10 protein-coding genes are annotated in these 11,282 nt (G+C 57.7%); 2 read left to right on the top strand and 8 right to left on the bottom strand.

What is annotated here, in order from left to right; genetic code table 11:
• Positions 1–60 precede the first annotated feature (60 nt).
• The 4 genes from HMPREF0178_RS12025 to HMPREF0178_RS12005 form a co-directional block, all read right to left on the bottom strand.
• Positions 61–1,926 (bottom strand): TRAP transporter large permease subunit, encoded by a 1,866-nt coding sequence (locus tag HMPREF0178_RS12025; protein WP_005025591.1) that lies wholly within the window; start codon positions 1,924–1,926, stop codon positions 61–63.
• 75 nt (positions 1,927–2,001) lie between these two features.
• Complete coding sequence (locus tag HMPREF0178_RS12020; RefSeq protein ID WP_005025589.1) at positions 2,002–3,012, bottom strand: TRAP transporter substrate-binding protein; 1,011 nt, start codon at positions 3,010–3,012, stop codon at positions 2,002–2,004.
• A 687-nt stretch (positions 3,013–3,699) separates the two neighbouring features.
• Positions 3,700–4,812 (bottom strand): ABC transporter substrate-binding protein, encoded by a 1,113-nt coding sequence (locus tag HMPREF0178_RS12010; protein ID WP_009733640.1) that lies wholly within the window; start codon positions 4,810–4,812, stop codon positions 3,700–3,702.
• Between the two features lie 276 nt (positions 4,813–5,088).
• Complete coding sequence (locus tag HMPREF0178_RS12005; protein ID WP_005025585.1) at positions 5,089–6,045, bottom strand: C40 family peptidase; 957 nt, start codon at positions 6,043–6,045, stop codon at positions 5,089–5,091.
• Positions 6,046–6,264: 219 nt separating this feature from the next.
• Between HMPREF0178_RS12005 and HMPREF0178_RS12000 the strand changes: the two genes are divergently transcribed.
• Positions 6,265–6,549, top strand: a complete 285-nt coding sequence (locus HMPREF0178_RS12000) for an Ada metal-binding domain-containing protein (protein WP_009733639.1) — start codon at positions 6,265–6,267, stop codon at positions 6,547–6,549.
• Between the two features lie 373 nt (positions 6,550–6,922).
• The gene (locus HMPREF0178_RS11995) at positions 6,923–7,699 is read left to right on the top strand and encodes an inositol monophosphatase family protein (protein ID WP_009733638.1); all 777 of its coding nucleotides are present in this window, start codon (positions 6,923–6,925) and stop codon (positions 7,697–7,699) included.
• A gap of 206 nt (positions 7,700–7,905) precedes the next feature.
• On the opposite strand, the gene HMPREF0178_RS21025 is transcribed toward HMPREF0178_RS11995, so the two are convergent.
• The 4 genes from HMPREF0178_RS21025 to HMPREF0178_RS21020 all read right to left on the bottom strand — a co-directional run.
• Positions 7,906–9,117, bottom strand: coding sequence for a DNA repair protein (locus HMPREF0178_RS21025; RefSeq protein WP_009733637.1), 1,212 nt, complete (start codon positions 9,115–9,117; stop codon positions 7,906–7,908).
• Positions 9,101–9,571 (bottom strand): methylated-DNA--[protein]-cysteine S-methyltransferase, encoded by a 471-nt coding sequence (locus HMPREF0178_RS11985; RefSeq protein WP_009733636.1) that lies wholly within the window; start codon positions 9,569–9,571, stop codon positions 9,101–9,103. Before HMPREF0178_RS11985 ends, HMPREF0178_RS21025 begins: the two co-directional genes overlap by 17 nt.
• A 234-nt stretch (positions 9,572–9,805) precedes the next feature.
• The gene (locus HMPREF0178_RS11980) at positions 9,806–10,723 is read right to left on the bottom strand and encodes a DUF1848 domain-containing protein (protein WP_009733635.1); all 918 of its coding nucleotides are present in this window, start codon (positions 10,721–10,723) and stop codon (positions 9,806–9,808) included.
• A gap of 369 nt (positions 10,724–11,092) precedes the next feature.
• Positions 11,093–11,282: TRAP transporter large permease subunit (locus tag HMPREF0178_RS21020; protein WP_009733634.1), on the bottom strand; the 190-nt coding region annotated here is incomplete at its 5' end.

Here is an 11,282-nt window from a genome sequence, read left to right as displayed (position 1 = left end):
AAAAAAAGGGAGCCCGCAAGGGACTCCCTTTTTCCACAGGTAAAACTGCCAGAGAAACGCTTAGTGGGGGCCGCCCACCAGAATCAGCGGAACTTCAGGGATATAGGTACAAATGAGCAGGACGATAAGCATCAGGGCGATCATGGGCAGAGCCTGACTGGCGATGTTCTCGAGCTTCGCCTTGGCGACGCCGCTGGCCACGAAGAGGTTTACACCCACGGGCGGCGTGATGAAGCCGATGGCAAGGTTGACCACAATGATGACGCCGAAGTGCAGCGGCGATACGCCCACGCCCGTCACGATGGGCAGCAGGATGGGCACGAGGATAACGATGGCCGCCAACGCTTCCATGAACGTGCCAACGATGAGCAGGAGCACGTTGATGAGCATCAGGATGACGATCTTGTTCTCGGAGAAGCTCAGGATGGCCCGGGCCACAGTGCCGGGCACGTCTTCGATGGTCATGATGTTCCCGAACAGGGTCGCCATGGCCATCAGCACGATAATGACGGCGGAAGTCTCGCAGGACTCAATGCACGAGTTGATAAGGCACTTGAAATCCATTTCCTTATACAGGAACAGGCCCACGATCAGACCGTAGAAGGCGGCGATGGCCGCGGCTTCGGTCGGGGTCATGATGCCGCCGTAGATGCCGCCGAGCACGATGACCGGAACCATGAGCGCCCACTTGGCGTCCCAAGCCGCGTGCATGAGGGTCCGTGCATTGCGGACCTTTTCCTGACCGCGCCACCCCTTCTTGCGGGAATACCAATAGCAGTAGCTCATAAGCACGATGCCCACCATGATGCCGGGCACGATACCGCTCATGAACAGGTCGCCGATGGAGACCTGCGCGGAAATGCCGTACACCACAAAGGGGTTGCTCGGGGGGATCATGACGCCCACGCAACCGGCGGCCGCAACGAGGGCTGCGGAAAAATACTTGTCGTAACCGCGCTCCACCATCGCGGGGATGGTGAGCGCGCCGATGGCCGCCACGGTGGCGGGGCCGGAACCGGAGATCGCGCCGAAGAACATGCAGGTCACAATGGCGGTGAGGCCGATACCGCCATAGGTGCCGCCGACGATTTCGTCGGCAAGGGACAGCAGACGGTGGGAAAGCCCGCCCGCGCCCATGAATACACCCGCCGCGATAAAGAACGGGATAGCCATAATGGGGAAGCTGTCGATGGACGTAAAGGCCACCTGAGCCATGTATTCGATAGGGAGGGTGTCCGCGCAGATGATGGTCGCCAGCGTGGACAGGCCGAGGCTGATGGCCACGGGCACGCCGATGGCGCACAGCACGATGAAATAACCGAACAACGCGGGCAGCGGTTCGATGTAGTCACAGAAAATGACCGGCGAAGCGATGACGAAAACCGCTATGAGGCCGATCAGGGTATCCACCAACCCGCAAACCTTGACCTGCTTGTAGAGAGACTGGAGCAGGCGGAAACACATGAGACCGAAGCCGAAAGGCAGGATCAGATAAGGGATGAGGAAGGGGATGCGCAAAGCCGTGGTATGCTGCGGGTATTCCTGCAGCCGTTCGATCTGGCCCCAGCCGTAGTAGGCGATGGTGGCCGTCAGGATGAAGAACAGCACCTCGACCACGATCCAGCTGATCTGCTGCAAGCGCGGGGGCAGATGATCGTAGAGCATGTCCACCCGGATGGACGAACGCTTTTTGATGGCGACGCTCAGGGCGAGGTAGGAAATCCAAATAAAGATGTAGCGGGAAAGCTCTTCAGTCCATACGGCGGCACCGGCGCGCTCAATGAACTGCGTGATGATGTAACGGTAAATAACCTGCCATGTGATGAACAGGGTAATGGACAGCAGGCCGGTGACGAGGAACATCTTCTCAAAGTTTTCGTCGAGCCAGTGCAGTACGCCCTGCTTGGAAGCGTTGGTCTTTTCCATGCGAGATTCCTGTGGTGTAAGAGAAAAAGAGCCGGCCTGCGGCAAGAACATGCCGCAGGCCGAGCATCAAAGGACTTACTTCTGGGTATCGGCGATCAGCTGCAGCAATTCGGCCGGGATTTCCTTGGCGAACTGTTCACGCACGGGAGCGGTCCTGTCATACAGTTCCTTGCGCTGTTCGGGCGTCAGCATCGTGATTTCGATGCCCTTGGCCTTGAACGCGTCCCAAGCCTTCTTTTCGAGCTTCACGGATTCGGCGCGCTGCCATACGGTGGCTTCCTTCGCCGCTTCAGTGATGATCTGCTGCTGTTCGGGGGTCAGGCTGTCCCACTTTTTCTTGTTCATCAGCAGGATGTGCATGGAATAGTTGTGCTCGGAGTCCATGGCGTACTTGAGGACTTCGGTGTGCTTGGCGTCGTTCAGCAGCGAGAAGGTGTTGCCTTCGGCGTCGACGGTGCCCTGCTGGATGGCGGTGTAGGTTTCACCCCACGCCACGGGAGCGGGGTTCATGCCCAGCTCGGTGGCCACGGCCACTTCTACGGGCGAGTCGGTCGTACGAACCTTCAGGTTCATAAGATCCTTGACTTCCTTGAGGGGCTTCTTGGCGGACACGAAGTTGCGGTAACCGAATTCGCTGAACATGATGGTCTTCAGGCCGATGCTTTCGGAAACTTTGTCGAGGGCCTTGCCAAGTTCGCCGTCGTCAAGAGCCTTGTAAAGCTTTTCCTGATTGGCGGGAGAGGTCACATAGGGAAGGTCGATAGCCATGTAGGATTTCGAGAAACTCGCGAGGTTCGGCGTGGAGCTGGAGGACATATCCAGCGTCCCGGCCTGGGCGGCTTCCGTGGTCACGCGGTCGCTGCCGAGCTGGCAGTTGGGGAAGAGCTGGATGCGGATCTTCTTGTTGCTCTTCTTTTCGACAAGCTCCTTGAACTTCTCATAGCCGACAGTCACGTTGTTGCCCGGAGCCATAGGGTGGCCAAGGCGCAGGGTAAGCGGTTTTTCAGCTCGCGCATTATTGGCCATGCCGAGGACCATGCACGAGGAAGCCAAAAGGGCAGCTACGGTGTACAGTACTTTTTTCATCACACGTCTCCTTACGTGAAAAAAAGTATTCCCGCCAACGGGTATGATGCTTGTTGTACACCAGCCACAGGAAAAAAGGGAAGCCCCCCTCATTTATCAAAAAATGTACCAGAGTTGAGTACGCGATCAGTTTTTCCGGCGTACCTCAAATGTCTACTTTCCACAGTTTATAAGTGATTTTGGCGTATTGTCTGACCATTCCGGAACATATTGAAAACATTAAAATACTTCATATGCGTACTCAAAAAATGAATGTCGACTTTATACTCTTAGGGAGTATGCTCACTAAAAGAAATTATGATTCCAATATATTACGATATCAAAAAAATATTTTTAAAAAATTTGTGAAATTATGCCTTTTCTCTACCATAAACGCCCTGAAACGGCATTTTTCCACACTTTTCGGCATCCCCTTTTTCTCACTTTGCTGTTCCAGAAGCGCATTATCTATTTTATTCCAGCGTGATATAAAAAACACAGTCTTCATCAGGGGCTTCATGGGTTCCGCGCCCTCATGGATACCCTCATTTTTTAGGGGGAAAATCATGCCCTAATTGCAACAAAAAGAACAAACGGCGCATCACAAAAAGCATTCCCCTCCTGCAACATCCTATAAGGACAAAATAAAAGGCCCATCGGCATAGCGAATGCCGATGGGCCTTCAGTGTTCGTGGGCTTAGCAGGCAACTAATCCTTAAAAGGACAATCCGCCGCGCTCCTTCCCTCAATGACGCCAAGAGCCGCGCCCGGAGCGACAGGCTTATGGCCTGATGCCTTAAATACTTTCCGGGTCAGGCTGTCGTCCACGGTCCCTTCGGGAAGCTTGTCGACACTGATGATCCCTTCTTGGTGGAGGAAAGCCACCACTTCATCGATGTTCGCCTTCTCGCGCTCCCCAAAGTAGAAGTTCATCCACTCGCGGACAAGGTTGGGAGAGTTGGCCGGAACCTTGCCGAATACGGAATACCACAGCACCCGCTTGGGAACGCCGGTGGCGTACTGGGAAACCATATTGATGACCTGTTCCCAATTGTCGGGGTTCAGCATGAACAACTGGGCTTCCAGATCCGAACGCAAATAGCCTTCGGCGACCTTGGGATGTTTCTCCATGAAATCAGAACGCATGACCACTATGCCGAGGTCCTCGTTGTCACAGGCGGACCCATCGGCGACAATCTTCCCCACGCCTTCGCCGACCTCGGAAGCCAGCCCGGAAAGCGTAGGTTCCCAAAGCGACGCCGCATCAAGCTTGCCCGCACGGAAATTCGTGGAGATGACTTCAATGGTCTGGTTCAGGTATTCAGCGGGCTTCACGTTATACTTCTCAAAAAAACGGCGCATATACTGGTCCGAGGCGCTGCCCTTGGGAGCGGCAATGACCTTCCCGTCAAGCCAGCGGGCCAACGCTTCGTTGTCCTTGAAGTCCGGCGCGTCTTTGCGCACTAAGATGAGCGAGCAGCGGGTCCCTTCGGACATGTCCGTCGTGGACACCATCTTGACCTTGCCCTTGGCGCGCACGCACAGCACGGCGGCCGGCATGATGCTCATATAGCCGATCTGCGCCCTGTCAGCCAGCATGTTGCTGGCGACGACCGTCCCCTGCACAGCGGGGTGAAACTCGATTTCCGTCCCTTCGGGCGTATATTTCTTCCAAAGCCCCAGTTCGGCGTTGATGATCGCTTGATAGGAAATCGTATCATACGGCTGAAATCCCACCACAAATTTTTCAGCCTGCACAGGACTGACCAACAACCCCATACAAAGGGCAAATGCCCCCAGCATCTTCAAAAAGCGTTTCATATATGCCCTCCTCAATATGAATACCATGTGGACAACGCACCTCCGCGCCGCCCCAGTACCCCTTTCCGCATCGCCAAAGCAGCCTCAGCGCCTTCTCAGGCCCCTTGCGGGAGGCTTTCTCCGGCACTCTAAACGTATCTCAGCTTTATCCTGCTCTATCGTGTTTTTTTCTGTTCTTCAACAGGTTCCCACAGCGGGGGCCCCCATGCCCGCCAGCAAAAAAGCCCCGAACGAATCGGGGCTTTCTCAACATATCGCTTCAGCAACAGCAAAACACTATTTGGACTTTGCCTTGGAGGTAGATTTCTTTTGCGCTACAGAAGTGCTTTTCTTCTGTGAAGAACGCTTCTGGGCAACCTGTTTTTTTGAGGAAGGCTTCTTGCTGCTTGCCACGGAAGTCTTACTCGCCGCTTTCTTTGAGGCTACCGTCGTCCGCTTTTTGCTGGAAACAGCCTTGTGTTTCGAGCTGGACCGGCTGGACGAAAGCGTCTGCTTGCCCTTTTTCTGCGATTTGGAAACGACGTGCTTGGCCTTGCTCTGCGAAAGCGCCGCGTCGGAAGCCGTCCGGTGAAGCCGGGAAGAGCGGGATTCATACAGCGCCATCAGTTTCTGCGCGGCTTCGGCATCGGACTCCGAAATGCTCACACGGCGGGCGCCGAGGAACGTCGAACTGAAATAAGGATCGCTGAGGGAGGTGATCTCCACGCTCTTGCCGCGCCGGGGGCTGTGGATGAATTTGCCGTCCCCAACGTATATACCCGTATGATACCCACGCCGGGGGTGCCTGAAAGCCACGATATCTCCGGCTTCCATTTCATCGGAATCAATAGGCGTACCCAGCACGGACTGTTCCCGCGCGGTACGCGGGAGCGAAACCCCGACACTTTTATAGGCCCATTGCACGAACCCCGAGCAGTCGAACCCCGACATGCTGGTCCCGCCGCGAACATACGGCGTACCGATAGCCGTTTTGGCGCGCTCGACAAGGTGCACGTTCGAGAGAGGAACGCCCTCGTCCCTCATACGCGCCACCGCCGCCGAACGGTAATCGTAGGCAAAACGCTCTTCCGGGGTCATGGTCGAACGATCGGGCCCAGTCAGATTCTCGTAGTCGTTCCCAAAGGCAAACGAATCGTCGACCGCCCGCTGTTTGGGAGCACACCCCGCGAGAATAAGGCCCGTCAACAACAAAAGCCACAGGCCAGCGCGTATTTTGATACTAGGTATGTTCATTGGGCGAGGCTAGAAAATTTTTCAATACTTGTCAATATGCGTTTTTTCATAACAATATCCGTGGAATAACACGTTTTCGAGTCTCGTTTTCCGGCACGCTTCCAGCGCTTTCACGGCCACACGCCACTCCGGTGAGAGACTAAGCACAATCCTTCTTCCCTGTCTCTTATTTTTCTGACAAAAGAACACACATGCCATCGTCAAACACAGGGAGGCTCCATGCGATCCTGCTTATCCGCAATCATTCCTTCTTTGGCCGCCGCACTCCTGCTCACGGTTCCGGCCTTCGCCGCTCCGACCCAACCCGTAGAGGAAGCGGCTGTCCCCGCCCAAACCGCCGCCACGTCTTCCTACAGCGGCAACGCCAAGACGCGGGTCTTTCACGTATCCGGCTGCCGTTACTTCAACTGCAAGGCCTGCACGGTGCGTTTCAAATCCGCAGAAGAGGCCCGCAGCAACGGATACAAGCCCTGCAAACGCTGTTTGGCCCGCGAGGGCAAATGAGCTTTGAAAGTTCGCAGGGGTGCTGGGGAGGAGGCTCCAGATAAGGGCAGACCACGTTTCTCCTCTTCCCCAAACCTGCCAGCGCGGGCCCTCCCTGCAAAGCCTTTCATGCGTATCACCCTGTTCGCGGCCTTTTCCGGCGCAGCTTGCCTTTGGATACGACATTTCAAAGCGGAAATACCCCTCCGCACCTCTCTCCGGATAGGAAAAGTCCCCCACGTGCCCGCCCGGTGCGGGGCTCTCTCCTCAGCGGCCCGTTTTTTGAGGAAAACCGTCACTGAGAGCCCCAACCCTCTCTAGGCCCTTCCGCTCCGGGCAGTTCCGGCGTACCTTCCACCCTGTTTCTTCAACTCTTTTCGGATCGTTCAGCATCATGACAGAACAGCTTTCACCATTGGCCTTGCAGGCCCTTGCCATCGTCGAGGAAAGCGGCGCCATCATCAGCGCCAATCATGCCCATCACCACACTATCCGCCATAAGGGGCGCATCGATCTCGTAACGGAAACCGATATCGCTGTGGAGGCATTCCTGAAAGAGCGCCTTGCAACCCTGACGCCCGAGGCTGGATTCCTCGCTGAAGAGAGCGCGGAAGATCTGAGCCTGCCGGATACCTGCTGGATCATCGATCCCGTGGACGGCACAACCAATTTTGCCCACGGCCTGCCCCTGACCGTCACGTCCGTGGCCTACCGCCTGAACGGGGAAATTGTGCTCGGCATCGTCAACGCGCCGTTGCTCCGTGAATGCTTTATTGCGGAAAAGGGGAAAGGGGCATGGCGCAACGGGGAACGCATCAGCGTCTCATCCGTTGCGGCCTGCGAGAATGCCCTTGTATCCACCGGTTTTCCTTATGAAATCGCCCGCCGCGTGGATGAGATTCTGGAACGAATGCGCCCTGTGTTGTCCTCCTGCCAAGGGGTACGGCGTTGCGGGGCCGCGGCGCTGGATCTCGCATGGACGGCCTGCGGTCGCTTCGACGCTTTTTATGAGGACGAACTCAAACCGTGGGACATGGCCGCAGGCGCGCTGCTCGTCACCGAGGCCGGGGGCACCGTTTCCAATCTGGACGGCTCGCCCTTTGATCTGCGCTGGTCGATCCTCGCCGGAAACAAGGCCATGCATGAACTCATCGGAAAAATGATCCGGTAACCCAAGTACGGAACAAGGAGAGGCGGCCCGAGCCAGAGAATGGGCCCCTCTCATACCCGTCCCCAGCCACTCGTGGCTACGACCAACCTTATACGGCGCAGCGGGGCAGCGCGCTCAAACAACAGGACACGGAGAGAAAACGCGGAACAACTCCAGACACGTTCCCCACGCCAATCCCGTGCCCGTTCTCCGTAAAACGGAACGCATCAGCCTTTGGGGAGCTTTACCGCCAAGGCTTCCTCCATGCCCGCAAGCGACCAGAGATACAGCGAAACGACCGACCCGTACGGGGAATAGCGCTTGCGGCGGCGTTCGAAGCGCTCCCGCGTCAGCTCCCGATCCCCGTAGAGCAACGCCATGCCCCGCCGGATGCCCAGATCGCCCCAGCTGAGCACGTCCGGACGGCACAACGAAAAAATCATGAGCATTTCCGCCGTCCACACGCCGATGCCGTTGAGGGCCGAAAGCTCCCGGATCAATTCTTCATCTGGTGCATGGCGCAGGGCCTCCAGATCCAGAGCACCGGAGGCGACTTCACGGGCGATCCCTTGTATATACCCCACCTTGCGCTGACTGAGGCCACACTGCTGGATCTGTGAGGGTTCAGCCTCCGCAAGGCCTTGCGGCGTAAAGTTCCCCACCAAGCCGTGCAGCCGGTCGGAAATCGTCTGCGCGGCCCTTCCGGAAATCTGCTGTGCAATCACGCTGTCGACGAGAGCCGTAAACAGATCCGGCTCCACCCCGCGCCGTATCGGTCCAAGCCGCTCGATCACCCGCCCAAGCCGTTTGTCCCGGCGCTTCAGCGCGTCGAGCGCCTCCCCGCCGCATGGGAACACGGGACGCAGCCGCTCCCCGCTCTCCCAAAGGCACAGCGTCGCCGCCGAGCCGAACGGCGCGTGGCGGGCCCGAAACGCCTCAAAACCTTCCTGCGTACAACTTCGCGGCCCATGTACCCGCATCAGGCCACTCCGCACAGCCTCGTCATCGAACCGCAGGACGTCTGGACGCCGCAGCACTCCGATCAATACGCGCACGGCAAGGCGTACATCCACACACCTCAGCGAACACAAGGCGCCCACCGCCTCGTCGTCGGGCAGGGCGGCAAGGCGCTCCATGCCGATCTTTCCCGAGCGAACAGCCTTCGCCGCGCCGAGCAATGCATTCCCCGTTTTCTTCCCGAAGGCCTCCAACGCCGATCCTGCCTCAAGCACGCGCTCGGGGGAAACCTCCCCAATCTGTGCGGCCAACGATGCCCACGCGAACGGGAACGCATCGGATGCCCCCTTTTCCACAATCCCCTTTGCCAGCGCCGCGAACAGATCCGTTTCCAGCTCGAAAGCGGCATCACCAGCGGCTTCGGCCAGCACCGGGTCCACTGAACGCAACCGGACGAACGCCGGCTCAGTCAGCGGGGCCATATCTGCGCTCCAGCTCAAGCAAACGTTCCTTCATACCCAATCCGCCGCCGTAGCCGACAAGCGCACCGGTGCCGCCTATGATACGATGGCAAGGAACAATGATCGCAATGGGGTTGCGGTTGTTCGCCATGCCCACGGCCCGGCAAGCCTTCGGGTTGCCGATGGCTTCGGCAATATCCTTATAGCTTGCCGTATGGGCATAGGGAACCATACACAGGGCCTGCCAAACCTGTTTCATGAAAGGCGTTCCCTCATCAAACCGCAGCGGCAGGTCAAACGTTTTGCGCCGACCGGCGAAATATGCCTCCAGCTGCGCAAACGCCTCGCCCAGCAGCGCCGTTTCAGGACCTTCCGAAACGGCATCACTCCGGCCCGGCAAATAAAGACGCGTGATGAACCCCTCTTTGTCCTCTATGCCCACCCGCCCAAAGGCGGTTTCCCGAAAACACAACATACTAGCTCCTTTATGACTTCCCCATAGCATGGATTGCTTTGGCTTGCTTCTCTTTTTGGGGCATTCCTGTCAAAGGGCGCCCTCACCCAGCCTTAACCGTTGGCGCACTCATCTCCAGCCTTTCCTCTATCCGTCGGCATCCGGCAAAAAACAATGGCTCCGTCCGCAGCAAAAGCGGATTGGCGAAACACAAACAAAAACGGCACCCCCGTCTCCACCGTTGTTTCCTTTCTATCACAGCAGGGAGAACTGGCGGCTCTTCAGGCTGGCGCAACGCCGCTCCGTCACTTCATCGTCAGCGGAAAGCCTTCCTACAAGCAGCGGCGAAGCGGGATCGTGCAGCGCCGAGCCCCGCCCCACGGGGATGCCGTCCTGATTGGCGTAACAATAGAGGCATCCGTTCCCGCAGGTGCCGTACACGCCGACATCCACACTCGCCACACACTTGCACCCTTCCCTCTGTTGCGAGGGACGGACATCAAGGCGGCATCCGGCCACCCGCTCGGCAAGCTCACGGCTGAGGCAACCCGCGTGGACGACACCGGGGGCGTCCACGTCCTCCGCACACAGGGAAAGCCGTATCCCCCTGCGCTCCGCCATCGCCGCAAACGCGGCAAGCAACTCCTTCCGAGCCTGCCCGCTGTCCCCGCAGAGCCCAAGAGCCGGTATCCGGCGGCGGAGCTTCGGGTACATATCCAGAAAACTGACGACACACGTGCGCGTAACGCCTTCAAGCCGTCCCGTCAGCGCATCAAAACAGCGCACATGCCACGAAAGGGAATAGACCCCGCTGAAAAAGACGGGATCATACCGCCAGATCACCCGTTCGCTCCCAAAAGCTTCCGACAACCGCTTCATAGCTTCGACCAATTCCAGCTTGTCCGGAAGCCCCGGCTCCACATCCCGCCCATACCCCGTCAGCGTGAATTGGAACACACAAGGCCAGCCACGCAGCAACGCCAACCGATCCAGCAAAGGCAGCGGGTTCTTCGTCCACAAAACAAGGCAGTCCACGGCTTCGCGGGAGAACACATACCGGGTGACGCGGCGCGCATCATGGCGCACGCATACGTTGCCCGCCTCCAGCCGATTGCAAAGCCACTCAGAGTAATAGGTAGGAATATCCGTACGACGGCTCGCGCTGAAAATCATATCTTTTTCCTTGCCGTATTTCCCGCATCTCCGCAACGGGCTTTCTCCTGCTCTCCCACACGGGCGACGTTGCCTCGGCGAGAATATATGAACCTTGAAAAGACATAGTGAGGTTTTGAGAAGGGCCCCCCTGAAGAAAAACTTGCCCGCCTTCCCGCCCGACAGGAACTCCCACCGCACGGCCTCCCCACCAGCCGAAAGTCTTTGAAAGGAGATGGGAGGGGGCCCGGGGGAGGGAAGAGGGAAACTTTCCTCAGAAAGTTTCCCTCTTCCCTCCCCCGCTCTCCCTCTCCTCCCCCCTCCGCGCACAAAAAAAGGGAGCCCGCAAGGGACTCCCTTTTTCCACAGGTAAAACTGCCAGAGAAACGCTTAGTGGGGGCCGCCCACCAGAATCAGCGGAACTTCAGGGATATAGGTACAAATGAGCAGGACGATAAGCATCAGGGCGATCATGGGCAGAGCCTGACTGGCGATGTTCTCGAGCTTCGCCTTGGCGACGCCGCTGGCCACGAAGAGGTTTACACCCACGGGCGGCGTGATGAAGCCGATGGCAAGGTTG

The sequence above is a fragment of the Bilophila sp. 4_1_30 genome, from assembly GCF_000224655.1.
GTDB lineage: Bacteria > Desulfobacterota > Desulfovibrionia > Desulfovibrionales > Desulfovibrionaceae > Bilophila > Bilophila wadsworthia.
This window is presented reverse-complemented; position numbering and strand designations above follow the sequence as displayed.

What these genes read in the sequence shown, in the direction of transcription:
- HMPREF0178_RS12025 (WP_005025591.1), bottom strand. Translation starts at nt 1,926, where the DNA reads ATGGAAAAGACCAACGCTTCCAAGCAGGGCGTACTGCACTGGCTCGAC.
- HMPREF0178_RS12020 (WP_005025589.1), bottom strand. Translation starts at nt 3,012, where the DNA reads ATGAAAAAAGTACTGTACACCGTAGCTGCCCTTTTGGCTTCCTCGTGC.
- HMPREF0178_RS12010 (WP_009733640.1), bottom strand. Translation starts at nt 4,812, where the DNA reads ATGAAACGCTTTTTGAAGATGCTGGGGGCATTTGCCCTTTGTATGGGG.
- HMPREF0178_RS12005 (WP_005025585.1), bottom strand. Translation starts at nt 6,045, where the DNA reads ATGAACATACCTAGTATCAAAATACGCGCTGGCCTGTGGCTTTTGTTG.
- HMPREF0178_RS12000 (WP_009733639.1), top strand. Translation starts at nt 6,265, where the DNA reads ATGCGATCCTGCTTATCCGCAATCATTCCTTCTTTGGCCGCCGCACTC.
- HMPREF0178_RS11995 (WP_009733638.1), top strand. Translation starts at nt 6,923, where the DNA reads ATGACAGAACAGCTTTCACCATTGGCCTTGCAGGCCCTTGCCATCGTC.
- HMPREF0178_RS21025 (WP_009733637.1), bottom strand. Translation starts at nt 9,117, where the DNA reads ATGGCCCCGCTGACTGAGCCGGCGTTCGTCCGGTTGCGTTCAGTGGAC.
- HMPREF0178_RS11985 (WP_009733636.1), bottom strand. Translation starts at nt 9,571, where the DNA reads ATGTTGTGTTTTCGGGAAACCGCCTTTGGGCGGGTGGGCATAGAGGAC.
- HMPREF0178_RS11980 (WP_009733635.1), bottom strand. Translation starts at nt 10,723, where the DNA reads ATGATTTTCAGCGCGAGCCGTCGTACGGATATTCCTACCTATTACTCT.